Genomic DNA, 24,068 nt, shown 5'->3' on the forward strand with positions numbered 1-24,068 from the left:
TACGGAAACGTTCCGACGTCATGAGGTTGCCGGCCAGCGGCCGGCACTACCCGGGTCGGGAATTGCCGAAGCCGGCGGTTGGTCGTGCCGGCCGCTGGCCGGCAGATACGGAAACGTTCCGACGTCATGGAGTTGCCGGCCAGCGGCCGGCACTACCGTGTGGGGAATTGCCGAAGCCGGCGGTTGGTAGTGCCGGCCGCAGGCCGGCAGATACGGAAGCGTTCCGACGTCATGAGGTTGCCGGCCAGCGGCCGGCACTACCGGGTGGGGAATTGCCGAAGCCGGTGGTTGGTAGTGCCGGCCGCTGGCCGGCAGATACGGAAACGTTCCGACGTCATGGGTTGCCGGCCAGCGGCCGGCACTACCGTGTGGGGAATTGCCGAAGCCGGTGGTTGGTAGTGCCGGCCGCTGGCCGGCAGATACGGAAACGTTCCGACGTCATGGGTTGCCGGCCAGCGGCCGGCACTACCGTGTGGGGAATTGCCGAAGCCGGTGGTTGGTAGTGCCGGCCGCTGGCCGGCAGATGCGCAAACGTTCCGACGTCGTGGGGTTGCCGGCCAGCGGCCGGCACTACCGTGTGGGGAATTGCCGAAGCCGGTGGTTGGTAGTGCCGGCCGCTGGCCGGCAGATACGGAAACGTTCCGACGTCATGGGGTTGCCGGCCAGCGGCCGGCACTACCGGTGCGCGGTGTCGGCGCGCGGCGGTGGGCGAGGGGGCCTGAATCAGGGACAATAGCGTCCCCGCCGCCCCACGCCCGCTCCCGATGACCGATTCCGCCTCCCAGCTTCCTGCCCGCATCCTCGATGGCCGCCGTATCGCCGAGGACCTGCTCGACAGCCTGAAGGTGCGCGTCGACGCCCGCGTGGCCGCTGGCGGCAGCCGTCCGGGCCTGGCCGTGGTGCTGGTCGGTGGTGACCCGGCCTCGACCGTGTACGTGCGCAACAAGCGCCGTGCCGCCGAGAAGGTCGGCATCGAAGCACATGACTACGATCTGCCGGCCGGTACCACCGAGGCTGAGCTGCTCGACCTGATCGACCAGCTCAACGCCGATCCGAAGATCAACGGCATCCTGATCCAGCTGCCGCTGCCGGGCATCCCCGACGCGCGCCGGCTGATCCAGCGCATCGACCCGCGCAAGGACGTGGACGGCTTCCACCCGGAAAACGTCGGCCACCTGGCCCTGCGCGAGTTCGGCCTGCGCCCGTGCACCCCGCGCGGCATCACCACACTGCTGGGCCACACCGACCAGCCGGTGCGCGGCCGCAACGCCACCATCGTGGGCGTGAGCAACCACGTCGGCCGCCCGATGGGCCTGGAGCTGCTGATTGCCGGCTGCACCGTGACCAGCTGCCACAAGTTCACCCCCAAGGACGTGCTGGAACAGGCCGTGCGCAACGCCGACATCCTGGTGGTGGCCGTGGGCCGCCCCGGCATCGTGCCGGGCGAGTGGGTGAAGCCGGGCGCGGTGGTGATCGACGTCGGCATCAACCGGTTGGATGACGGCCGGCTGGTGGGCGACGTCGGGTTTGAGGCCGCTGCCCAGCGGGCGAGCTGGATCACCCCGGTGCCGGGTGGTGTGGGCCCGATGACCGTGGCCACGCTGATGCAGAACACCCTGGAAGCCGCGGAAGCGCTGAGCTGACCTGCGATTGGGGAGATCTGCTGTTGGTGGGTGCCGACCGTTGGTCGGCACAATGCCGGGGTAGGCCGATGACCCGCTCCTGGTAGGTGCCAACCTTGGTTGGCACGATCCGTCCGGCACCTGGACCCCAGGTGGGGTGAAGGCCTCTGGCTGTTTGTGCCAACCAAAGTTGGCACCTACCAAAGGCGCTCCAGGGCTGGCCCGAGTGATCCTCTTAAGGTGGGTGCCGACCGTTGGTCGGCACAATGCAGGAGACACAGGTGTCTGAAGGGTAGTGCGGACCAACGGTCCGCACCCACCAAAGGCAGGCCGATGACTCGCTCCTGGTAGGTGCCAACCAAGGTTGGCACCTACCAAAGGCAGTATGCCGCCGGCCCGGATGGCCCCCTGAACCAATCGCCGCCGGCGCGACACTGCGTCGCATCTACCCCCTGCCACGCGGCGCGAAAACAGGGTAAAATGTCGCGCTTCCCCACATCTCGGGTATGCCGATGCTGCGCATCCAGGCTGAAGCACTCACTTACGACGACGTCTCGCTCGTCCCCGCCCACTCGACCATCCTGCCCAAGGACGTCAACCTCGAAACGCGGTTGACTCGCGACCTGAAGCTGAAGCTTCCGATCCTGTCCGCAGCCATGGATACCGTCACCGAAGCCCGCCTGGCCATCGCCATGGCACAGCTCGGCGGCATGGGCATCATCCACAAGAATCTCAGCCTTGAACAGCAGGCCGCGGAAGTGGCCAAGGTCAAGAAGTTCGAGGCCGGTGTCATCCGCGACCCGATCACCGTCGGCCCGGAAACCACCATCCGCGACGTGCTGGCCCTGACCCAGGCGCACAACATCTCCGGTGTGCCGGTGGTGGGCAGCGACGGCCAGCTGGCCGGCATCGTGACCCACCGCGACATGCGCTTCGAGACCGAGCTGGACGATCCGGTCCGCCACATCATGACCAAGAAGGATCGCCTGATCACGGTCAAGGAAGGCGCCGCCTCCGACGAAGTGCTGCAGCTGCTGCACCGCAACCGCATCGAGAAGGTGCTGGTGGTCAACGATTCGTTCGAACTGCGTGGCCTGATCACCGTCAAGGACATCCAGAAGAACACCGACTTCCCGAACGCTGCCAAGGATCTGTCGACCCGTCTGCTGGTCGGCGCTGCCGTCGGCGTGGGTGGCGATACCGATCGCCGCGTGGAAGCGCTGGTCGCCGCCGGCGTGGACGTGATCGTGGTCGATACCGCGCACGGCCACTCGCAGGGCGTGCTGGACCGCGTCAGCTGGGTCAAGAAGAACTTCCCGAACGTGCAGGTCATCGGTGGCAACATCTGCACCGGCGAAGCGGCACTGGCGCTGCTGGACAGCGGCGCGGACGCAGTGAAGGTCGGCATCGGCCCGGGCTCGATCTGCACCACCCGCGTCGTCGCTGGCGTCGGCGTGCCGCAGGTGACCGCCATTGATCTGGTGGCCGAAGCGCTGCAGGACCGCATCCCGCTGATCGCCGACGGTGGCATCCGCTACTCCGGCGACATCGGCAAGGCGCTGGCCGCCGGTGCCTCGACCATCATGGTCGGTGGCCTGCTGGCCGGTACCGAGGAATCGCCGGGCGAGACCGAGCTGTACCAGGGCCGTTCGTACAAGAGCTACCGCGGCATGGGTTCGCTGGCTGCCATGGAGAAGGGGTCGAAGGACCGCTACTTCCAGGACGCCGCCACCGCCGACAAGCTGGTGCCGGAAGGCATCGAAGGCCGCGTGCCGTACCGCGGCCCGGTGGGCGGCATCATCCACCAGCTGATGGGCGGCCTGCGCGCCACCATGGGCTACGTGGGCTGCGCCACCATCGAAGACATGCGCAGCAAGCCCAAGTTCGTGAAGATCAGCGGCGCCGGCCAGCGTGAGAGCCACGTCCACGACGTGACGATCACCAAAGAGCCGCCGAACTACCGCGCCTGATGCGGGCCGAGCAAAGAGGAACGGGGAAGCACTTCCCGTTCCTCTTTCTCCATCTGCCGCCGTAAATCTGATTTCGTTTTCCCTACTGCATTGCCGGGGCGCCATGACCAACATCCATAACGACAAGATCCTCATCCTCGATTTCGGCGCGCAGTACACGCAGCTGATCGCCCGCCGCATCCGCGAGCTGGGCGTCTACTGCGAAATCTGGGCGTGGGACCACAACCCGGCCGAGATCGCCGCGTTCGGCGCCAAGGGCATCATCCTGTCCGGTGGCCCGGAATCGACCACGCTGCCGGGTGCCCCGGCCGCGCCGCAGGAAGTGTTCGACAGTGGCCTGCCGATCTTCGGCATCTGCTACGGCATGCAGACCCTGGCCGCGCAGCTGGGCGGTGCCACCGAAGCGGCGGACCAGCGCGAATTCGGCCACGCCGAAGTGAACGTGATCAACCCCGATGCACTGTTCAAGGGCCTGAGCGACCACGGCGGCGAGCCGAAGCTGAATGTCTGGATGAGCCACGGCGACCACGTTTCTGTTGCGCCGCCGGGCTTCACCATCACCGCCACCACCGACCGCATTCCGGTGGCCGCCATGGCCAACGAAGAAAAGCGCTGGTACGGCGTGCAGTTCCACCCGGAAGTGACCCACACCCTGCAGGGCCAGGCGCTGCTGCGCCGCTTCGTGGTGGACGTGTGCGGCTGCCAGACCCTGTGGACCGCCGCCAACATCATCGACGACCAGATCGCCCGCGTGCGCGAACAGGTGGGCGATGACGAAGTGATCCTGGGCCTGTCCGGCGGCGTCGATTCGTCCGTGGTGGCTGCGCTGCTGCACAAGGCCATCGGCGAAAAACTGACCTGCGTGTTCGTGGATACCGGCCTGCTGCGCTGGCAGGAAGGCGACCAGGTGATGGCGATGTTCGCCGAGCACATGGGCGTGAAGGTGGTGCGCGTGAATGCCGCCGACCGTTACTTCGCCGCGCTGGCAGGCGTGAGCGACCCGGAAGCCAAGCGCAAGATCATCGGCAACCTGTTCGTTGAGATCTTCGACGAAGAGTCGAACAAGCTGAAGAACGCCAAGTGGCTGGCGCAGGGCACCATCTACCCGGACGTGATCGAGTCGGCCGGCAGCAAGACCGGCAAGGCACATGTGATCAAGAGCCACCACAACGTGGGCGGCCTGCCGGAGCACATGAAGCTGGGCCTGGTGGAGCCGCTGCGCGAGCTGTTCAAGGACGAAGTGCGCCGCCTGGGCGTTGAGCTGGGCCTGCCGCGCACCATGGTCTACCGCCATCCGTTCCCGGGCCCGGGCCTGGGCGTGCGCATTCTGGGCGAAGTGAAGCGCGAATACGCCGAACTGCTGGCCAAGGCCGATGCCATCTTCATTGATGAGCTGCGCAAGGCGGATCTGTATGACAAGACCAGCCAGGCGTTTGCCGTGTTCCTGCCGGTGAAGTCGGTGGGCGTGGTGGGCGACGCGCGTGCGTATGAGTGGGTGATTGCGCTAAGGGCCGTGGAGACGATCGATTTCATGACGGCGCATTGGGCGCATCTGCCGTATGAGTTCCTGGGTACGGTGAGCAACCGGATCATCAATGAGTTGCGGGGGGTGTCGCGGGTGGTTTATGACATCTCGGGGAAGCCGCCGGCGACTATTGAGTGGGAGTGAGTTCACGCTTGGCGCAATCACGTGCCTAATTGCATGTTAACCGTTAAGCCCGCGAAATTGCGGGCTTTTCTATTCTAAGGCAGCTCTCGGGATGCGCCAATAACAGCATACGAGGCTTATAATAATCCAATTTTTTTGAGTCGGCCCTTTCTAGGATTTTCATCATTTGCGCCTGGAACGACGCAGGTGCTCTCGGTGGAACTGGTCTAGGCGAAGGCGGCTTCGTTCTGCGAAATGCCCTAAAACATCGTCTAGCGCATAAGTAATTTTTGATCGAAATTCAGGAATAGTCCGAGATCTATTCTCGGCAACAAGGGGGGGGGATGGATCGTAAGGTTTGGGCCGAGTTCGAAGCCATTGTCGGGAGAGTTATTCAGTCACTAGGCTTTGACGTAGATCTTCGCAGTCAGTGGACTCGCAGCGCTGCGGGGAGCGTCAGGGAAATCGATATTTTGGCGCGAAATCCAAATGGGGTGGTGCTCCCAATTGAGGTTAAGCTTACAGTGCGGGAGCGGGTCTCTCTCTCTCAGCTCCGCGATGCGAGCTCTCAAACTGCCAGTATGAAGGAGGTCGCGATGAATGCACGACCTCTTCTCGTCTATGGTGCGTACATTGATTCTGCTCGGCGTGATTGGGCGGAGGAGGAGTTTCGGATCGAAATTTGGGATCGCGAACTACTGCTCCAGAAGGCAGGTCTGGCCTATGACGAATTACGTGGATTCTTCGCCAATGTAGACGAAATGAGAGTGCAGTCGTCGTTGTCCGCACAGAAAATGACATTGGCGCCTACGATGAGATTTGCGCTGCAGGAACAGGAGCTATCGGATCCTCGGCCCCAGCCACCCGGCGACGCGCTGATCAATAGTTTGACTGCCATTTCTTCTGGGAAGAAGGACTCCAAAACGTACGAGGCCATTTGCAAGGACATCATCGACTACCTTTTTGGTGATGATCTTCGAGATGTGCGCTCACAAAAGAGGACGGCGGACGGCCTAAACATTTACGACCTAATATATCGCGTCAGTCCGAAGCACCCGTTCTGGGTTACTCTCACGCGCGACTTTCGAGCGCGTGTCGTGCTTTTTGAGTGCAAAAATTATGGCAAGCCAATAGGTGCAATGCAGGTATTTACCACGGAGCGCTATCTTAGCTCGAGCGCCCTTCGACCCGTTTGCTTTGTGCTTAGTCGGAAACCCGCGCATCCTCACGCTGTTCAAGCAGCGTCGGGCGTCATGCGAGAGTCTGGCAAGCTGCTCGTCTTCCTGTCTGACGATGATTTGACAAAGATGCTCCGAGCCAAGGATGCGCAGCTCAAGGAGGGCGGTACCGTGGAAGATATGCAGGCGAATGATCCGACTGAGATTCTGGACCAGATAATCTACGACTTCGTAGCGGGGTTGGCACGTTGATAGTTTTTTTGAAATCTTGAGGCGCGTCGGAAGTTCATGCCTTTGACATCTGAAACCTGCCGATCGATAGTTGACTCGGTTTCCGCCGTCGTACGGCACCGGTGGCGAGCGTGGCCAGCGTGGCGGGCATCGGTTTTCCGAAAGAGCTTCTGTCCTAAGGGTTGAACGCAACGGAATTTTGCAGCCAATGGCACGCGAGCTGCTGCCTGATGTGCGAAAGAGCATTCTCAACAGCATCTTGCCCGCGCTGGAGAAACAGTGTGGGAAACGCCGGGCGGGGGCCATCGAGAGATTCGGCAAGGCGATGGACAATTGGCTGGCCAACGCAAGGTTGGTCGACAGGACCCGCGCGGTGCGCAGGCACATAATCGACCGGGACATTCTTCCGGTTTTCCGGAACCACCCGTTGAGTGAAATTCAGGCCGATTACCAGCGAGCCTTGTACGACGAGGTCAAAGAACGTGCGGCTCCGTCCACGACGGTCTAGATTCGGGATATCGCGAAACGGGTCTAGGTATACGCCATCGCCCAAGGCGAGCATGTGGACAACCCTGTCGACAGCGTACGTGCGTGCAGCCTCGCTCACCGCCTTCGTGCCGAGGGATCGCGCCTTGTGGCCGCTGGAGATCCTGCTGTTCGTGCAGTAGCTGGATTCGGTGGCGACATATCCGACCATCAAGCTGACGTTGCGTTTGATCCTGCTGACGATTGCTCTCATGAGCGAGCTGATCCATGCCACCTGGGATGAGGTCGATTTCGAGGCCAAGCTCTGGATAATCCCGAATCAGAGGATGAAGGCACGCAACCCGCACGTGGTCCATCTGTCTCGCCAAGCGTTCGGCTTCTCCGCGACGTTGCACGCCCGCGCGGCCGGGTCTAGGTTGGTTTTTCCCTTACGCTCCGGCTCCGGCTGTGTAACAGCGAAGCTATGCCATGACTAACTCCCGGCGGAGGATTGGTCAGGCTTGCGCCAAGCCTAGGAGCGAGGCGTGATAAGACCCACAGTGGACATCTATCGGTGCTGCTTCTCTGCTCTTGAAACATGGCCCGCTCGGCTCGCTGGGACGACTTGTGAGTCTGGCCAAGTCGCCCTAAGATCGAATCGTATCAAGGGGATATCACATCATGCGTTGCGCTGTGAATAAGTCGTATGACCGGGCGCAATTATCTGGCTTCTAGGTGGTAGAGCTGCAAGGGGGGTGAACGTGTCAATCAATGAAACCGTGCTGGAAATGCACTATCATCATGCGCTGATGGATCTTTTCCGTTCTGTGTTTGGAGTCGGAACAAGCGGAAAGATCAGCTTCTACAAATACTCACCTCAGAAGGAGTGTTTTGTAGGGTTCGACCAGGCTTGGGTAATGACTGAAGTATCTGACGAAAAGCTCTTCGAAGACCTGAAACATGCCGCGCAGAGCGATTCGTACAAGCTTAATGGGCGCTACGTTGGGTACTTTCTTCAGTACAAAGTTGTACAAAGGATGGTTCGTCACTCAAAAAAAAATCCGCCTCCCGTAAAGTCCGCTCAGTTCGGTCGAGCCAAAATAAGTAGCCAGGCCAATCTTGGTACAGGGCAATCTCAGCACGAGTTGCTTTTCAATCTATGCAAGAACAAAAATGCGCTAACTTACTACGCGTGCCCTGCGATATTTGACAAGGCGGAACTGTATGTCAAAGAAGTAGATCTGAGTACCTTGCATCTTGTCGATGTCGCTAGTTGTCCTAGTGATTTCACTGATAATAAGAAGCACCACATCTTCTTTGACCTGCCTTCAATGCTGCCTACTTGGTGCAGCGAACCGGTGGAAGGTCGATCCATCACGCCGGAAGAACTTGCCAGCTCCTTGCGCGCACGCTTTCTGGAGTCGCCTACGACCGAAGCCGAACGGTTGCTGGATTATGTCCGTGATTTGAGAGGCGCGCAGCGCGAACGGGCCGAGTTAGGCCCCGCGGCTACCGAAGGCCTCGCAAGTGCACTCCAAGCCCTTACTATTCTCAAGGTGGAGCTTTCTGGCTGATATCTAGCAGTTAATTCAAGTCGAATCCGCTGCGCGAGTTGGCTTATTTGAGAGGCGATTAGATGCCCGCTTCTACCAGAGTCCAGCCTCGACCTCGGCGAACATTCATGGTGTAAAGGCTGACTTAACTCGCGTACTATCGCGCGATTCGGGGGGGGATGGACATGCACCTCAAGCAAATCGAAGTCAAGAACTTCAGACTGCTTTACGACACCCAGTTGCTTTTGGAGAACCGAACCACCGTCATCGTCGGACGCAATAACAGCGGCAAGACATCCTTGACGGAAGTGATGAAGCGTCTTCTGTCCGATGCCTCTCCCTCGTTTTCCCTGGAGGACTTCTCATTCTGTTGCTACGACCAGTTCTGGGATTCCCATCTCCGGAATTCCAGGGGCGAGGAAGAGGTCGAGATAAGGAAGATCTTGCCTGCGATAGAAGTTCGATTTCTTTTTTCGTACGAAGAGGACGAGCATCTAGGTCTGCTTAGCGAGCTGATCGTCGACCTTGACCCCGAATGTAAGGAAGCCTTGGCCATCGTGCGATACGCGCTCAAGGACGGGAAGCTGACCGAACTGTTTTGCGACTTTGCGGAGACGGACGAGGATGCGAGACCGGAATTTTTCCGCCTGCTCCGTCACCGAGTTCCGTCGCTTTACGAAACTACGCTGGTTGCCGTCGACCCGAACGATGAAACCAATGAGAAGGGCATCGAAAGGTCGACGCTGAGAAAGTTGTGCGCCGGCGGCTTTATCAGCGCACAGAGGGGACTGGATGACGCGAGTCAGAAGGAACGCGTAGTTATCGGCAAGGTGCTGGAGAACCTGTTCTCGACAGCCAAGAGCAACCCTGACGATACGGGTAGCCACGCCACCGCCCAGGAACTCGAGATCGCGGTCAAGTCCATTCAAGACAAGATTGGCTACGACTTCAACGAGAAGCTTGACCAGTTGCTTCCCGCTTTGTCGCTGTTTGGATATCCGGGCCTCAACGATCCCAAGCTCTTGACCGAAACAACTCTCGACGTCGCCAAGCTTCTAACCAACCACACGAAGGTTCGGTATGCCGGATCCAATGGCATCCATCTTCCTGAAGCCTACAACGGTTTAGGAACGCGCAACATCATCCTGATCCTCCTGCAGCTCCGGGAGTTCTTTAAGCTCTTTCTTGCGATGGAACCCAGGCCCTCGGTGCACCTCGTTTTCATTGAGGAACCTGAAGTCCACCTGCATCCTCAGATGCAGGAGGTCTTCATCCGAAAGATCGCGGACATCGCATCTGCGTTCAACCAGGAAACCGGCGTATCGTGGCCCGTGCAATTTGTCGTTTCGACGCACTCGTCCCATGTCGCCAATGAAGCACACTTCGAGACGATCCGGTATTTCCTTGCCTCGGCGGACAAAAATGGCACCATCAGCACCAAGGTTAAGGATCTCAGGAAGGGGCTTGCCGATAAACCTGAGCCCGGTCGTACCTTCCTCCATCAGTACATGACCCTCACCCGATGCGATCTGTTCTTCGCGGACAAGGCGGTCCTGATCGAGGGCACAACGGAGAGACTGCTGCTCCCAAGAATCATCAGGATGATAGACAAGGATCTGGCGAAGGGAAAGACGCTTGGCAGCCAATATCTCTCCGTCGTCGAGGTCGGCGGCGCCTACGCGCACATCTTCTTCGACCTCGTCAATTTCCTTGAACTCCGGACGTTGGTCATCACGGACCTCGACAGCGTGAAGGCCAATGGCGCCGGCAAGCTCGTAGCCTGCCAGGTGTCGCAGGGGCACCAGACCAGCAATGCCTGCCTGAAGTCCTGGTACGGAAACGATAGCATCACCCCGACGGAACTACTGGCGGCCGATGAAGCAGCCAGGACCAAAGGCCTCTTGCGGCTCGTGTACCAATGTCCCGAAGCCGAGACGAGTCCTTGCGGTCGCAGCTTCGAAGACGCGTTCATGTTGGCAAACCCTGAGATCTTCCCGTTGCCGGGGCCCGGCGCGCAGGAAAGGGAGACCCAAGCTTGGGAAGAAGCGAAAGAGGTGAAGAAATCCACGTTCGCACTTAAACTTGCCCTGTCTGATGGCGACTGGAACATCCCACGCTACATCCGGAACGGGTTGACTTGGCTCGCTGAAGGCGACCCGGCCCCTATGGCCGCACCAACCGACGATGCGGGAGTGGCTGCATGAATGCCATAACTGAAGCCAGCCCCGCACTGATCGCTGCCCGAGAAGCGGGGACGTTTGTCGCACAGTCCTTACAGGACCACCGCAACTTCCTGCTCGAAGCAGGCGCCGGCGCGGGCAAGACCTATTCGCTAGTCGAGGCGCTCAAGCACCTCATTGAACACGAGGGTCTCAAGCTGCGCAGGAACCACCAGCGCATCGCTTGCATCACCTACACCAATGCTGCTACGGCTGTCATCAACAGCCGCATCGACAGCAACCCGCTGGTCTTCGTCGACACCATCCATGCGTTCTGCTGGTCGTTGATAAGGAAATTTCAGCGAGCGCTGAGGTCACTGGTCGCGGCGATGCCGGAATGGGAAGAGAAGTTGGCCGAGGCCGACGGAATCGGCAGCCGGGTCGTCGAGTATGAGCTCGGCTACCGCCGCGTCACCGCAGACACCGTCACCCTGCACCATGACGATGTCTTGGCGCTAATGGTCTCTCTGCTCCCGAACGTGAAGTTTCAGACACTTCTTGCGCAGCAGTATCCGTTCGTGTTGATAGACGAATACCAGGATACGGACGTAGCGGTGATGACTAGCATTAGCGAGCACCTGCTCGGACGCGCGGCAGGCCCGATCATCGGTTTGTTCGGCGACCACTGGCAACGCATCTATGACAAGACATGCGGCCACGTCGCCCATGGTTCGCTGGCGGAAATCGGTAAGAAGGCGAATTTCCGCTCAGCGACCAAGATAGTCGACGTTCTGAACAAGATGAGGCCAGAGTTGCCGCAAGCGGTGAGGGACGAGGGCTTCATTGGCTCGGCGGTCGCGTTCCATACCAACGCTTGGCAAGGCGAACGCCGATCCGGCGCAGGGGGCGGACACTGGAAAGGCGATCTCCCCGCCGAGGCAGCCCATGCCTATTTAGAAACGCTCATCAAGAAGCTGGAATCGGATGGCTGGAACCTGGCTCCTCAGAGAACCAAGGTTCTCATGCTAACCCACAGCATTCTCGCATCGGAGCAGGGCTACGATTCGATCGCCAAGATTTTTTCCCACACGGACCAGTTCATCAAGAAGGAGGATCCGCTCATAGCGTTCTTTTGCGACGTGCTCGAACCCGGATGCGCGGCGTTCCATCATAAGCGGTTCGGGGAGATGTTCTCGTTGCTGGGCGGCTCGACGTCTGCGGTTTCTTCGCATGCGGACAAGGTCGCGTGGTCCTCCTCGATGGAGGGCCTCGCCAACATCAGGCTCGAGGGAACCATAGGCCAAGTGCTGGACTATATGATCGAGCATGAGCATCCACGGCTGCCGGACACCGTGCTCGGCGCGCTTGCCGAGGCCGATGAATGGCATGTTGAGGAAGAGGAGGAGCCACCGCGCCGGATCCAGCAGATCCTGCAATTGCGGGGCGTTCCCTACAAGGAGGTCATCGCATTGGACAGATTCATCGACGGTCATACCCCGTTTGCTACCAAGCACAGCGTGAAGGGTGACGAGTTCGAGAGCGTCCTGGTTGTTCTCGGGCGCGGCTGGAATAAGTATAACTTCGACCAGTTCTTGCAATGGTCGGCCGAAGGAGTTCCGGCTGGTAAGCGGGATGCGTTCGAGAGGTGCCGCAACCTGTTTTATGTGTGTTGTTCCCGTCCGACAACGCGCTTGGCGTTGCTCTTCACCCAGGAGCTTTCCGAAGTGTCACTGGCAACGCTCGACAACTGGTTCAACGGGGCGGCCGAACCAGCTCCCGCGCCACAGGAGGACTGACCATAGCTCCTGCCAAGAGTTCAGCTGTAGAGTCAGCGGAAGAAATCCCAAAAGGGTTACCCTTCCAATGTCCGCATCTGGCCGGAAGCGGACATTGGAGAAGCACCAGCTACCCAAGCCGGTTTGAGTCTCCCCAGTACTTCAGCATCCAGTCGATGAACGCCGATAGCCGCGCACTCTTAAGTCCGCCTGGCGGATAGATGATGTGGAGTGGAAACGACGGCCGGGACCAGTCAGGGAGAACTTCGACAAGCTCGCCGCGCTCTATCAATAGCCGGACGCATATCGACAAGTGCTGCCCGATCCCCAGCCCAGCCTGCAGAAGCGCAACATCCGCTTCCCCGTCATTGGTGAACTTTGCACCTTCAATCTCAACGCGCTGTCCCGATTGAAGATGCACACGGGGACCCGCCCCCAATCCTGTTCCGGCTATCCAGAACTTCCTGCCCCATGCTGACGCGCACATGTGCGCCGGCAGGCAACCGGCTGACGGTCGGCCCGTTCAATAGCCGAAAGACACGGGAAAGAGTTGTTTTGCCGGGAGCATTCCAGCCGTAAATCAGCTTGTATCGAGCGAAGTCAGGCGCTGAGCTCCCTCATCCGCCATAACCGTCCCAAGCTGCGGCCTGAGAAATAGATTCAATTCGCCGAAGCATGCTTCCCGTAAAAACGTAGCTCGTCATGAGCGTCCGACCTTCCGGACAGCCTACCGCAGTGCGCCCACCTCTGCTGCCACCTCACTGATCCCAGTAACGAGGACTGTGAGTTGGTAGTCATCCTGAGGCCAGAAGCGGGGGTTCAACGCCTGAATTAAGCCGTGCCGAGAAGCGGATTCGGCTTGAATGAGTTGTTAGGAGTGTGTCTCATGTGATGGCCCTCAGCGCTGCAATCAGTTCTGGACCAACGTCTTGTACAAACGCAATTTGAGCCGAGGTCACTTCTTCGCCATGGATCGCGGGCGTGCAGACGGAATAGACCTCTCGAATAGCGCTTGCCATCGGAGACTCTAGCAGCTCGGCCTGGATGAGTGCACGAATGAGATGATGCAACGGCATCGAACGACGCGCCTCCAGCGTAAGTTGTCGTGCCTCACTGATACGGCGAAGCTCCTTTTCTAGGTTGTAGCGAGTGGCGAACAAGAGCGCCACATCGTTAGATACAGAAATTTGAGCTGGCGGGGGCGGCTGCCGAATTCCGTGCTCTGCCAACGCATCCGAGACTGCCGACTTGATGCGTCGCTCTATTTCGGGAAGCTGTGCGTCAGCTGCGGGCGCAGGGATGTTGAAGTGTGGACTGAACGTGGCACGGACATCGACTGCGTTCCTAACCTCGCTCTTTACTTCCGTGATCTGGTTTGCGACGTGTTCTTTAAGTTCGTCAATCTGCTGCTTGAGGGTGACCCCAAGTAGCGACACCTCGTTGAACAGCGGAGCTAGCAGAAGCGCGACCCAAATGACAAATACTACGATGTCTGCTGGAACCGCACGACCGAGCGCTAGCTCTGGGTAGCGATGCAACAAGAACGCGGATAGTAGGCCGACTAGTAGCAGCCACCAGATGATCTTGAACCAATTTGGTAGCTTCAAAGCCTATTCCCCCGTTGAGCGCCTAAAACCTGAGTTAAGCCGCGCCGCGAAGCGGGTTCGGCTTGAATGAACTGTTAGCCGCGGCCGCCAATAACTGACGCATTTGGATTGACCTCGGTGTCCCCGCTGGGCGAGCGCAACGATCCCACGATTGTCCCCAGTACCTGAAGGTGTCCCCCGTCATTGACGACATGGCCACTGACCATGCCGTAGATGATGGCCTTCCCGCCTTCTTGGACGGTGAGGTTGCGACCGCAAACTCCGTAAAGGAGCAGCTCGCCACCGTTAGTTACGACAATATTCCCCGACGCCTGTCCGTAGAGAGCGAGACCGTCCGTAAGAGTTAGATCACCCTCGATTTTCTTCTTCTCGGCACGCATATGGTCTCCTTAAGCGACAAACTATTGATTAGATGGTGATCGGACGGATCCGCAGATCCGACTATTCGCCTTACCCACAGACCACAAGGTGATGTCGCATACCGTTGACGCGGCTAGATTTTAGGGTGAGCGGCTCCGGCTAACAAGCTGACGCGTAACCGGACAGAGTGGTGGGCTCGGAGGCCGATCCAGCCGTCAGCCAACAGGTGTGCAAATGTCTGCTTTTGGCCGATCCTCGACCTTCTGCAGGACGAGGATCAGCTTTCCGGGCTCAGACATCGGTCCGCTCGGCGATCTCCACGGCGTCCTCGATGTCGATGCCCAGATAGCGAACGGTGCTCTCCAGCTTCGTGTGCCCAGGCAAGAGCTGAACGGCCCGAAGGTTTCGCGCGCGTCGGTAGGTCAACGAAGCTTTGGTCCTGCGCATCGTGTGCGTGCCGTAGGAGCCCGACTCGAGGCCGGCATCTTCCACCTAGCGATGGACGATCCGGGCGTACTGCCTCGTCGACAGGTGGGGCGATTCCGCCACGCCGCTGCGGAACAGGAATTCCGAAGCCTTGAGGTTGGCATGGGCGATCCATGCCTAGACGGCCTCGCGAGTCGATTGGGGGATCTCGAACTGGACAGGTCGCCTCGTCTTATGTTGCATCACGATTGCGCGGGATGCTGCTTGGCCACCATGCGAGACGTCAGATACCCGAAGCTTAACCAGATCGCAGGCGCGTAGCGTCGAATCAATCGCTAGGTTGAACAGAGCGAGGTCGCGGATCTTGTGGCCGAGCTGAAGTCTGATCTGGATAGCCCAAATGTCCTTCAGCTTCAGTGGGGCCTTCTGGCCGACTAACTTTCCTTTGTTCCAGGGTTCGAAGGGTTGAAGTGTGTAGAAAATTACCATGGCCAACTCCTGGTAGAGGGATTGGTCAGCGTTCACCTAGCTCGAGAAGCTGGGCGTTATGCGACCCATAGCGGTCATTGGTGCCGTGCCCGAGCTTAACGCTGGGTCCGGCTATACGCAGGCTTGTTAGCCGGACGCAGCCGCCCTAAGATCGAGCTGTATCAAGGGGAAAGCCAACCATATGGATTTGCGGATAAGTCGTATAACCGGACCTTGGGGTCCTTCTATTAGTTAGCTATTTTGCAGGGGGAAACTATGTCGATACCTACGATCGTTGTAAGCCAGAACCAAGTTGTCGAGCGGGTCGACCAGTTCACAGGAGCTCTCGTAAACTACCTGGGCGAGCTTGGCCTTCCGACCCAGAACGTTCTCGTCCCTACTGCGGAGCGACAGCGGGTCATTGCTAACCTGCCCGACGTCATTGCGCTAATCGAACATGCGAAGCGCGGAGACGCACTTTATCTTTCTAAGTTCATTGCGGCATGCGGCGCAGGATTGTTCGACGCTGCCTTGAACTTCGTTTGGGACGAAACAGTAGTTCATCTCAGAAGAAAGGTCGCTCGATTTGACCTTGAGTATTTCTATGACAGCGTAGTCACTGATCCAGCACGTAGATCTAAGTTGCGTGATGAAGCCGATCTTACAAAAATCGAGGAGTGGGAGCTGATTCGCGGCTGCCATCTAACGGGGATTCTCTCAGATATCGGATATCGCCACCTTGACTACATACGGGATATGCGCAACTGGGCAAGCGCTGCCCATCCAAACCAGAACGATCTCAGTGGGCTGCAACTGATCTCTTGGTTGGAAACATGCATAAAGGAGGTAATAGCTAAAGATCCAGAAGCTGCTGCGATAGAAGTCAAACGCTTCCTTAGCAGCATTCGCAACTCGAGTTTATTGGAGCAGGATGCTCAGCACATTCGATCCGGAATGGAGCATTTACCTGCTGACATAGTTAGATCTTTGCTCAGAACACTCTTTGGCATGTACACCGCTGACAACGCAACCACCCAAGTTCGATCTAACATCAGGCTGATTGCTCGCAAGTGCTGGGACCTTGCCCCCGAAGATGCAAGATATGAGTGCGGCTTACGTTTCTCAACCTTCGCTGCAAATGGCGAAGTCACGAGAAGAACGGCGGCCAATGAATTTTTGAGTGGGGTCGAAGGCTTGGGCTACCTTCCTCCCGACACTCTCGCCGTAGAGATGGCTGAGCGCATAACAGCTCTTTACAACGCTCACAGCGCCTACAATAACTTCTATAACGAACCCCCTCACGCAAAGAGCCTCCTCGCTTACGTTCCAACGACAGGTCGTATCCCGGAGGCCATTAGACGTCACTACGTAAAAACTCTGGTTATGGCAAAGATTGGCAACGGCTATGGTGTATCAGGATTGGCCATTCCAAACTACGACGCGATGATTGATCGCTTCACTGAAGAAGAGTTTAAAGAACTCGTAAAGCTCCCCACAGACCGAGAGTTTGCCGCTCGTCTCTTCCTGCGTTCGTGCGCGCCCAATTATCGTGCTGTCGTACAGTCGTTATTGCCGCTAACTACGAACCAGATCACGCTGGCTGCTATGAACGCGATCGTCGCAGCTACGGATCAACAAATCCCCCACCTTGGCAAAGACAGTGGCTTCCTGAGAACTATCAACTCTTACTGAGGCTGAAAAGTAACAATTCACTCAAGCCGAATCCGCTTCGCGGCTCGGCCTAACTCAGGCTTTGAACGTCCGCTTGTGGCCGGAAGCGGACGTTGTTCGATGTTATGCGTAGCGAAGTCTGTCGTGAGCATGCCCCGGCAAGCAGATCACCCCGGCCTAACCTCATGACAAGCCCACTCAACCAACCCCCGGCAAGCCAGGAACAGCCCATCCACAACGCCCTCATCCAAATGCCGTTCCGGGTCCGCAGCCACCCGGCAGCGGTCGGCGGCATGCAGCACCTCCAGCACCGTCAGTGCACCCACCATCGCGCGCTCGCTCCTAGCCAGGCTCACGCGCCGCCCGGGTGATACATCGGTTTCTGGCCAGGGGTGCCCGTCAGCGCCTTCACAGCCGCGCATGCGCTTAAGGATGCCGAGCAGGGAGTTCAGGTCGGGCAGGGGCGTGTCGTCGTTGATGGGCTCAACAACGGTGTACGAAGAGAGGGTGTCGGATTCGTTCATGGCGTCGGCTTCCGTGGCTGTGCTTAACAGCGCCACCGTGAAGGGGTGGCGGACGATGCATGGCTGCAAACCGGGATGATGTAGCGTCATAGAACCGGTGGATCCGAAGACCCCCACGCACCGCCCGCCAGAAAGGCCGACGGATTGCCCGCCGGCACCGGTTAAGGGCGGTGCCGGCGGGCAAGCGCAAACTACAGACGCGTACATCAATGCGGGTTTGCAGACCCGGCCACCCGTTGTCGGTGGCGCGTCATGGTGTTTACGCCGCCGCTTCGAATGCCAATAGAAATTCGCGAACGAATCGCCGAATCCGAGAGCGAAGAACTATTGTTGCACGCACCATTCGTGCAGCGCGCGACACCGCCGGACGCATTCGCGCAGCTGCTCTGCTGATGGCGAATCAAACTGGCGCAATCGCCCACGCCACAAGCGAATAGCGCGACGGTCTTCTTTGCAACAGTTCTTAGTCTGCTTCGGCAGGCAGTGGCACCCGACAGACCGCACACCCCGAAAATCGGTTCAAACCCGACACCTCCAGCGAACCTCGCAGCTTCAACCAACGCCAGTCTCAGCTGCATTCCCCACCAGCAGCTCAATCATCGCCCGCGCCGCCGCCGACTGCCGCCGATGCGGCGCATAGATCACCGAGAACGGCCGCGATCTTCCCCGCAACTGCGGCAGCACCTCCACCAGCTCCCCACGCTGCAACCGCTCGCGCACGATGAACGCATAGCTCTGGCAGATGCCGATGCCCTGTTCGGCCAGCGACACCACGCCCAGCACATCGTCGGAAGTCTCGATGGACGAACGTGGCAGCCAGTCCACGTCGCGCTCGCCGTCGCGGAAGATCCAGGGCGCCAGCCGCCCCGTGCGCGGCATCACGAACGGCAGGCACAGGTGCTGCTGCAGGTCGTCCAGCGTCTGCGGCGTGCCGCGGCGCTGCAGGTACTCCGGCGCGGCCACCAGCAGCAGCGGAGCGTCTTCCAGCTTTCGCGCCACCAGCCCGCTGTCCGGCAGCTGGCCCAGGCGGATGGCCAGGTCGAAGCCTTCGGCCACCAGGTCCACGTTGCGGTTGGTGATGTTCAGTTCCACCTGCACCTGCGGGTACTGCTGCGCAAAGCGCGCCAGCACGGGCGGCAGCCGGTAGTGGCCATAGGTGGTGGGCACGCTCAGGCGCACGCGGCCGGCCAGCGCACCATCCTGGGCCAGTACGTCGCGCTCGGCGTCGTCCAGCAGGCCGAAGGCGGTGCGCACCTGTTCCAGATAGAGCCGCCCGGCGTCGGTCAGGCCTACGCGGCGGGTGGTCCGCTGCAGCAGCTGCCGGCCCAGCCGCGCTTCCAGGCGAGTGACCGCGCGGCTCAGGACCGAGGGCGTGGTGGACAGCGCCACCGCGCCGGCCGTGAACGAGCCGTGCTCGACCACCGCCAGGAACACCTCCACATCGCCCAGGTAGTCGAACTTACGGCTCATTTGGCTCTCCGGGGAACAGGTGTTTTGCGATGGGGCCAATTTATCGCCGCTGGGGCGATGAATAAAGTGGCGGCCATTCCCCGATAGGAGCTCCCCATGAACCTGATGACCCGGCTGGCCGCAGCGCTGGCCCTGACCCTGGCCGCCACCGGCGCGCATGCCGCCAACGTGCTGGTGGTGCTGTCCGACGAAAACCACCTGGACCTGAAGGACGGCAAGGTGCTGTCCACCGGCTTCTATCTCAACGAGCTGATGCAGCCGGTGAAGCTGCTGCTGGACGCGGGCCACGCGGTGACCTTCGCCACGCCCCAGGGGCGGGCGCCGACGGTGGATGCGTCCTCGGTGACGCCGGCCTACTTCGGCAACGACGCCGCGCAGCTGACGCTGCACAAGGATCTGCTGGAGAAACTGGCGCTGACCTCGCCGACCGCCTCGCCGGTGGTCAGCCTGGCGCGCGTGGAGCAGCAGGGCTACGCGCGTTTCGATGCGGTCTACATTCCCGGTGGCCACGCGCCGATGCAGGACCTGCTGAAGAGCCCGGCGCTGGGCCGGCTGCTGGCCGACTTCCACCAGCGCAACAAGACTACCGCGCTGGTCTGCCACGGGCCGATCGCGCTGCTGTCCACGCTACCGGATGCGGCGGGTTTCGTGGCGAAGCTGGATGCCGGTGCGATGCCGGCCACGCCGAAGTGGATCTACAGCGGCTACCAGATGACGGTGATCAGCAACCAGGAAGAAGAGCAGGCCAAGCCGCTGCTCGGCGGTGGTGAGATGAAGTTCTACCCGCAGACGGCGCTGCAGCAGGCGGGCGCGAAGTTCAGCAGCAACACCACGCCGTGGACCGGGCATGTGGTGGTGGACCGCGAGCTGATTACCGGGCAGAACCCGGCCTCGGCGCTGGAGGTGGGGCAGCGGTTGGTGGAGCGGTTGAAGTAGGGCGGGGCTGCACAGCAGGTTGCCAGCCTTGGGGCCGAGGGGCCAGCGCCTCGGCCTGACTATGGAAGTCTCAACGTGGTCGGCAGAGAGGGCATCAGCCCTTCGCGAGCGCTATTCCTGACAGATCTTCAATCTGGCAAAGGGCGTGACGCGTCGCGGCCCAATCGCCGGAGTGCCTGATCGCCACGCCTCCGGCCGCTGTCCAGGCATCACAGTTCGCTTCGAAATCGTCGATCAGAACATCGCCCGGCTGGTGCATGAAGAGGGGCTTGTGCCTCCCGCCGAGGACCGGCAATACCAGGCACGTTGCTGACAGGTGTTCGCGAACCCACTGTCGCTTCTGCATCGCGGCGAGCGGATAGTTCGATTTCGGGCAGGCTGTGAGAATCACCGGGTTCAAGTGGTGGATGCTGTGGAAGAATTCCACTGCACCGTGCATCGGCGGTAGGTCGCGGAAGAACGACGGGTGGTTGTTGATGTGCCCCCACATTTCATCGTCGGCAAGCAAGCGATGGTCCAGGCCAAACAGGGCGGGAAATGCCGCGTCGAAGTCGGCCATTACGCCATCAAGATCTACGTAGATGGTGCGTCTGGATGCACTCGATCCACCTGTGTGCTGGTTGGCTAGAGGGTCCATCACCGGCATGGTCTTCAGATCATCAGCGTTCATTTGCGCGTTCTCCTCTCAAGAGTGGGCTTTCTTCTTCATCCGTTCCCCAGTAGTGGGGCAAAGTGCTTGGTGATGGCGACGGACATGGCAGCAATTGCGATGCCGCTGGCGTCGGTCCAGGGCAGCAGGGGCCTGCGACCCACGCCCTTGCGGAAAATCAGAGTGCCTTCAGGGCCGACCAGGCGCTGCAGCAGCGGAACAGTGCGCCGCGCTGTAACCACACGCTACGGGCACTACCCGCCAGAATCGAAACTGCGATGGGCATCGCATCACGGTGACGCCGCCCGGCAGATGCCGTAATCGGCATGCTGGAAAATCGGCTTATGTCGCGGCGCTTCTTCAAAGGCTTGCCGGGTGGCTGATCTGGCACTTGGCCAGGACGCACGGCCCGCACCCCCTGGCCCACTTCGCCAACCAAGGCGCAATCTGGCGCGCTGGTGATTGGATCATCGCCGGGCGCTACAGGCAGGCTGGGGGGTGATATACCTGTGGCGCTCGATCCAGACTCAAAAGGACGTCAACGAAATGGATGCTCAGGCAGATTCAATGTACCACGCCGACCAGCGCGACCACCATGCCGACGCCGTGCTTGAGGCCTTCTTCGCTAAGCACCGAACCCCGGCCCTGGTGCTGCAGCGTTTCTACCCGCCGGCGGCATTCCCCAGGGTTCGCAGCCGTCTAGGCGGTCTGCCGCAATTGCCCGATGGGATGGATTGGCCGGTTGGCGAGAGTTACGGCGAAGCGGCGCCGATGCACTTCCTGGCGCAGATCGATTGCGCCGAGCTGCCACGCGTGGATCCCGATATGCCCTCGCAAGGCATGCTGTTCTTCTTCGCCATGAACGACGAAGAGCAGATATGGGACACGGACGAACCACAGCAACGCGTGCGAGTGCTGTACGCGGCTGAGGTCGCGGTCGATCAGCACGTGCGTGCGCTGCCGGACGGTATGCGTCCGATTCTGGGTGAAGGCCCCTCAGACCATGCGCACCGCAATCCCGCATGGCTGCTACCTGAGGAGGATGGGCCGTGCGTGCATGTTCAATGGCCCTTGGTGGCGCGGCGCATGGATACCTGGCCGGACGAGCTGGAGCTGCCGCCGGGTGAGGAGGATCGGCCGCATTACGAGATTTACCCCTCGCGCCGGGACGAAATGCGGCTGGGTGCGGTGGTGGCGGCCACGGGCCTGTTTCCGCGCGCGGATGCAGCCACGGAATGGGAGCGCCCGCAGTCGCCTGCGTGGACCTTCCCGGTGCAATGGCTGCGTTACCAGACCGATTTCCCCCAGGTAGGCATCATCATTGACCGCCTTTCGCGGGTGATCGGCAATGAGCGGCGTGCAGGCAAGCGCGGGAAAATCGATTACGCCGACGTACGCGCATGGGTGACGCGCGCCGCCGCCATTGGCCTGGACGAAGCCCCGGATGATGCAACGCGGGAGGCATTCCGTGAGTGGATTATCGGACAGATCAGCGACGACTTCGAGTGTATGACGCTGACCGACCTGGGCATGGGGCGGGCGTTCACAAAGGGATTGCTGGCGGCAGTTGCGTACGCGGCGGGCTCGCCGGCTGCGGCCGCGCGCATACCTGCACTGATGTACCGCCACCTGCAGGACGAACATCTGCCGTTTGATGAAAGCCTGGGCACGTTGCCTGATGGGCGCAAGCGCTGCGCCGAGACGCGCGTGCACCAGATGCTGGGGCACGTACCGCGCTTGCACGGCATCGTGCCCGACGTGGAAGGCGAGGGCGACGCGGTTTGCCTGCTGCAGTTGGCGTGTGATCCGACGATTGATCTGGTGTTTGGTGACTGTGGTCAGGCCACGTTCTGGTTGAGTCGCGAGGATCTGCGCAGCTGCAGGTTTGACCGCGTCGTTGGTGTGGTGGAGTCGCACTGATTGGGCAGGGCAAGGTCGGCATGGCACCATGATGGGCTGGTCTCGTCCTTCCGGGCGGGGCCGTTTTCCCAGGGAAGCCCTCGAACACGACATGCGAACGTCTTTTTTCATTCTCTCCGCCCTGTGCCTTGGCTTGCTGTCCGGCTGTGCCAGTGGCCCGGAGGAACACGCCTCAAGCCGCGAGATCACCGGCGCATTCGTGGCCGACGACGGCCAGCTGTACCTGTTGCCGCGCTATGACGAGCCGATGCGCTTCAATGCCGCGCCGTTCCGCGAGTACCGCGCGCTGATGGACAGCCCGCTGCGCGAGGCGGTGGCCTGCGCGCAGATGTACTTCCATGAAGACTGGCGCGACCCGGCCAACAAGGCCAAGGTGCACGGCAGCTATGCGCTGCTGCTGCGGCCGGAGCAGGTGACGGCGGAACAGGCCGCGCAGTTCAAGCTGGAGCGGATTGAGGTGCTCCCGCGTGAGGCCAAGGCCGTGGAGGAGCGGGCGCGCTACTACCTGCCGATGGACCGGACCCGTTACGCGCTGGCGTTTGACCGCGCCTGCAATCTTTCAAGGAAGGGCGGCAGCTATTACAGCGCGCTGTTCGAGGGCGACGGCGAGCGGGTGCAGTTGCCGGATGCTGCGGCGCTGGCAGAGAAGGGGAAACTGGACCAGCCGATCAATGCGCGGGCGCAGCGAATCCTGCCGGAGCGGGAGGACAAGCCGGGTGTGGGTTCGGCGGCGGGCAAGGTGCTGGGGGCGGCGTTGATCCCTGTGGCGGTTCCGGTGTTTGTGCTGAGCCTGCCGTTCCTGGGGCCGGATCATTGGAAGTGAAAAGGCGTTGGGGGAGAATCATCCACGCATGGCGTGGATTGGGCATCGCCTGAAAGTTCATCCTGGAGATCTGTGTGCCAAGCACGCTGGAAACTGTTTTGAAGACTGCAGGCTTCATTGTCGTTGCGGCGCTTCCGTTGGTGATCCTTTGGTTCATCCTTCGGCGAATGTCAGCGACCGCGCGTTCTGCATTGGAATCCGGGCTGCGTTTGAATCCCCCTCGCCGGATTTCCGGTAAGTCCATGACCCTGGTGATGGTGGATGGAAAAGAGGATCGGGAGCACTACTTCTTTGATGCGGCCTCCTTTTACCTGCGGCGTGGGCCGGTGCCCACGGCGGTTCCGCTTTCGCAGATCACCTCAGTCATACGAACGTCCGACAGGATCTACGGGCGCTATGTCTGGCAGGTGTGTTTCAGCAAAGCGTCGGGCAGAAAGTGCGTGACGTTCACCAACAACCTGACGCTGTTCAACCGCGACTTCCTGCTGTTCCTGGAGGCGGTGCGGAAGGCCAACCCGTTGGCGACCGTTGATCGGGCAGGCATCCGCTTCTAGCTGTGGGCCGACTTGAGGGTGTCAGTTAAAGCGGCGAGCCGGTGACGCTACACTGGCCG

The 24,068-nt window shown here is 60.4% G+C and carries 19 protein-coding genes; 13 read left to right on the forward strand and 6 right to left on the reverse strand.

Annotated features, from left to right (window positions below; all coding sequences use genetic code 11):
* Positions 1-764 precede the first annotated feature (764 nt).
* From folD to Q9Q79_RS08815, 4 genes are all read left to right on the forward strand, one after another.
* Positions 765-1,643 (forward strand): bifunctional methylenetetrahydrofolate dehydrogenase/methenyltetrahydrofolate cyclohydrolase FolD, encoded by an 879-nt coding sequence (folD, locus tag Q9Q79_RS08800; RefSeq protein WP_005409307.1) that lies wholly within the window; start codon positions 765-767, stop codon positions 1,641-1,643.
* 491 nt (positions 1,644-2,134) lie between these two features.
* Positions 2,135-3,592, forward strand: coding sequence for an IMP dehydrogenase (gene guaB, locus Q9Q79_RS08805; protein ID WP_005416248.1), 1,458 nt, complete (start codon positions 2,135-2,137; stop codon positions 3,590-3,592).
* A 103-nt stretch (positions 3,593-3,695) separates the two neighbouring features.
* Positions 3,696-5,261, forward strand: a complete 1,566-nt coding sequence (guaA, locus tag Q9Q79_RS08810) for a glutamine-hydrolyzing GMP synthase (protein WP_111177195.1) — start codon at positions 3,696-3,698, stop codon at positions 5,259-5,261.
* Positions 5,262-5,584: 323 nt separating this feature from the next.
* Positions 5,585-6,670: a restriction endonuclease gene (locus Q9Q79_RS08815; protein WP_111177193.1), complete on the forward strand. Its 1,086-nt coding sequence runs from the start codon at positions 5,585-5,587 to the stop codon at positions 6,668-6,670.
* 154 nt (positions 6,671-6,824) lie between these two features.
* Here the strand turns inward: Q9Q79_RS08815 and Q9Q79_RS08820 are convergent, their stop codons facing one another.
* Entirely contained in the window at positions 6,825-7,388 is a 564-nt protein-coding gene (locus Q9Q79_RS08820; protein WP_236672462.1) for a hypothetical protein, read from the reverse strand.
* Between Q9Q79_RS08820 and Q9Q79_RS08825 the strand changes: the two genes are divergently transcribed.
* The 4 genes from Q9Q79_RS08825 to Q9Q79_RS08840 all read left to right on the forward strand — a co-directional run bounded on the left by Q9Q79_RS08825 (position 7,387) and on the right by Q9Q79_RS08840 (position 12,622).
* Entirely contained in the window at positions 7,387-7,611 is a 225-nt protein-coding gene (locus tag Q9Q79_RS08825; RefSeq protein WP_236672461.1) for a hypothetical protein, read from the forward strand. The two genes, Q9Q79_RS08820 and Q9Q79_RS08825, sit on opposite strands and share 2 nt — an antisense overlap.
* A 264-nt stretch (positions 7,612-7,875) precedes the next feature.
* Positions 7,876-8,688 carry a hypothetical protein gene (locus Q9Q79_RS08830; protein WP_146257488.1) on the forward strand — a complete coding sequence of 271 codons (813 nt, stop codon included), beginning with the start codon at positions 7,876-7,878 and terminating at the stop codon, positions 8,686-8,688.
* Positions 8,689-8,846: 158 nt separating this feature from the next.
* The gene (locus Q9Q79_RS08835) at positions 8,847-10,871 is read left to right on the forward strand and encodes an ATP-dependent endonuclease (RefSeq protein ID WP_201862079.1); all 2,025 of its coding nucleotides are present in this window, start codon (positions 8,847-8,849) and stop codon (positions 10,869-10,871) included.
* Positions 10,868-12,622 carry a UvrD-helicase domain-containing protein gene (locus Q9Q79_RS08840; protein ID WP_111177189.1) on the forward strand — a complete coding sequence of 585 codons (1,755 nt, stop codon included), beginning with the start codon at positions 10,868-10,870 and terminating at the stop codon, positions 12,620-12,622. The genes Q9Q79_RS08835 and Q9Q79_RS08840 overlap by 4 nt, the downstream gene beginning before the upstream one ends.
* Positions 12,623-13,485: 863 nt before the next feature.
* Here the strand turns inward: Q9Q79_RS08840 and Q9Q79_RS08845 are convergent.
* Both Q9Q79_RS08845 and Q9Q79_RS08850 read right to left on the reverse strand, forming a co-directional pair.
* A complete protein-coding gene (locus tag Q9Q79_RS08845) occupies positions 13,486-14,208 on the reverse strand; it encodes a hypothetical protein (RefSeq protein ID WP_201862083.1) in 723 nt (240 codons plus the stop codon).
* A gap of 74 nt (positions 14,209-14,282) precedes the next feature.
* A complete protein-coding gene (locus Q9Q79_RS08850; protein ID WP_201862085.1) occupies positions 14,283-14,588 on the reverse strand; it encodes a hypothetical protein in 306 nt (101 codons plus the stop codon).
* A gap of 1,150 nt (positions 14,589-15,738) precedes the next feature.
* Between Q9Q79_RS08850 and Q9Q79_RS08855 the strand changes: the two genes are divergently transcribed.
* Entirely contained in the window at positions 15,739-17,154 is a 1,416-nt protein-coding gene (locus tag Q9Q79_RS08855) for a hypothetical protein (RefSeq protein ID WP_201862086.1), read from the forward strand.
* Between the two features lie 146 nt (positions 17,155-17,300).
* Here the strand turns inward: Q9Q79_RS08855 and Q9Q79_RS08860 are convergent, their stop codons facing one another.
* Together Q9Q79_RS08860 and Q9Q79_RS08865 are read right to left on the reverse strand one after the other, a co-directional pair.
* Entirely contained in the window at positions 17,301-17,657 is a 357-nt protein-coding gene (locus Q9Q79_RS08860) for a hypothetical protein (protein WP_201862088.1), read from the reverse strand.
* A 552-nt stretch (positions 17,658-18,209) separates the two neighbouring features.
* Positions 18,210-19,127 carry a LysR family transcriptional regulator gene (locus Q9Q79_RS08865; protein ID WP_201862090.1) on the reverse strand — a complete coding sequence of 306 codons (918 nt, stop codon included), beginning with the start codon at positions 19,125-19,127 and terminating at the stop codon, positions 18,210-18,212.
* Between the two features lie 96 nt (positions 19,128-19,223).
* Here Q9Q79_RS08865 and Q9Q79_RS08870 point away from each other — a divergent pair, with 96 nt between their 5' ends.
* Entirely contained in the window at positions 19,224-20,063 is an 840-nt protein-coding gene (locus tag Q9Q79_RS08870) for a type 1 glutamine amidotransferase domain-containing protein (RefSeq protein WP_201862092.1), read from the forward strand.
* 94 nt (positions 20,064-20,157) lie between these two features.
* Here Q9Q79_RS08870 and Q9Q79_RS08875 read toward each other — a convergent pair whose 3' ends face one another.
* On the reverse strand, positions 20,158-20,733 hold the full coding sequence (locus Q9Q79_RS08875; protein ID WP_201862095.1) for a hypothetical protein: 576 nt from the start codon (positions 20,731-20,733) through the stop codon (positions 20,158-20,160).
* Between the two features lie 546 nt (positions 20,734-21,279).
* Here Q9Q79_RS08875 and Q9Q79_RS08880 point away from each other — a divergent pair.
* The 3 genes from Q9Q79_RS08880 to Q9Q79_RS08890 all read left to right on the forward strand — a co-directional run bounded on the left by Q9Q79_RS08880 (position 21,280) and on the right by Q9Q79_RS08890 (position 24,009).
* The gene (locus Q9Q79_RS08880; RefSeq protein WP_201862096.1) at positions 21,280-22,632 is read left to right on the forward strand and encodes a DUF1963 domain-containing protein; all 1,353 of its coding nucleotides are present in this window, start codon (positions 21,280-21,282) and stop codon (positions 22,630-22,632) included.
* A gap of 91 nt (positions 22,633-22,723) precedes the next feature.
* Positions 22,724-23,455 (forward strand): hypothetical protein, encoded by a 732-nt coding sequence (locus tag Q9Q79_RS08885; RefSeq protein ID WP_197567578.1) that lies wholly within the window; start codon positions 22,724-22,726, stop codon positions 23,453-23,455.
* 74 nt (positions 23,456-23,529) lie between these two features.
* On the forward strand, positions 23,530-24,009 hold the full coding sequence (locus Q9Q79_RS08890; RefSeq protein WP_227832772.1) for a hypothetical protein: 480 nt from the start codon (positions 23,530-23,532) through the stop codon (positions 24,007-24,009).
* Positions 24,010-24,068: the final 59 nt, after the last annotated feature.

Source organism: Stenotrophomonas sp. a6, assembly GCF_030913325.1.
GTDB classification, from domain to species: domain Bacteria; phylum Pseudomonadota; class Gammaproteobacteria; order Xanthomonadales; family Xanthomonadaceae; genus Stenotrophomonas; species Stenotrophomonas maltophilia.

Coding starts and splice junctions, on each gene's coding strand:
- folD (WP_005409307.1), top strand. CDS start 765: ATGACCGATTCCGCCTCCCAGCTTCCTGCCCGCATCCTCGATGGCCGC.
- guaB (WP_005416248.1), top strand. CDS start 2,135: ATGCTGCGCATCCAGGCTGAAGCACTCACTTACGACGACGTCTCGCTC.
- guaA (WP_111177195.1), top strand. CDS start 3,696: ATGACCAACATCCATAACGACAAGATCCTCATCCTCGATTTCGGCGCG.
- Q9Q79_RS08815 (WP_111177193.1), top strand. CDS start 5,585: ATGGATCGTAAGGTTTGGGCCGAGTTCGAAGCCATTGTCGGGAGAGTT.
- Q9Q79_RS08825 (WP_236672461.1), top strand. CDS start 7,387: ATGAGCGAGCTGATCCATGCCACCTGGGATGAGGTCGATTTCGAGGCC.
- Q9Q79_RS08820 (WP_236672462.1), bottom strand. CDS start 7,388: ATGAGAGCAATCGTCAGCAGGATCAAACGCAACGTCAGCTTGATGGTC.
- Q9Q79_RS08835 (WP_201862079.1), top strand. CDS start 8,847: ATGGACATGCACCTCAAGCAAATCGAAGTCAAGAACTTCAGACTGCTT.
- Q9Q79_RS08840 (WP_111177189.1), top strand. CDS start 10,868: ATGAATGCCATAACTGAAGCCAGCCCCGCACTGATCGCTGCCCGAGAA.
- Q9Q79_RS08850 (WP_201862085.1), bottom strand. CDS start 14,588: ATGCGTGCCGAGAAGAAGAAAATCGAGGGTGATCTAACTCTTACGGAC.
- Q9Q79_RS08855 (WP_201862086.1), top strand. CDS start 15,739: ATGTCGATACCTACGATCGTTGTAAGCCAGAACCAAGTTGTCGAGCGG.
- Q9Q79_RS08860 (WP_201862088.1), bottom strand. CDS start 17,657: ATGAACGAATCCGACACCCTCTCTTCGTACACCGTTGTTGAGCCCATC.
- Q9Q79_RS08865 (WP_201862090.1), bottom strand. CDS start 19,127: ATGAGCCGTAAGTTCGACTACCTGGGCGATGTGGAGGTGTTCCTGGCG.
- Q9Q79_RS08870 (WP_201862092.1), top strand. CDS start 19,224: ATGAACCTGATGACCCGGCTGGCCGCAGCGCTGGCCCTGACCCTGGCC.
- Q9Q79_RS08875 (WP_201862095.1), bottom strand. CDS start 20,733: ATGAACGCTGATGATCTGAAGACCATGCCGGTGATGGACCCTCTAGCC.
- Q9Q79_RS08880 (WP_201862096.1), top strand. CDS start 21,280: ATGTACCACGCCGACCAGCGCGACCACCATGCCGACGCCGTGCTTGAG.
- Q9Q79_RS08885 (WP_197567578.1), top strand. CDS start 22,724: ATGCGAACGTCTTTTTTCATTCTCTCCGCCCTGTGCCTTGGCTTGCTG.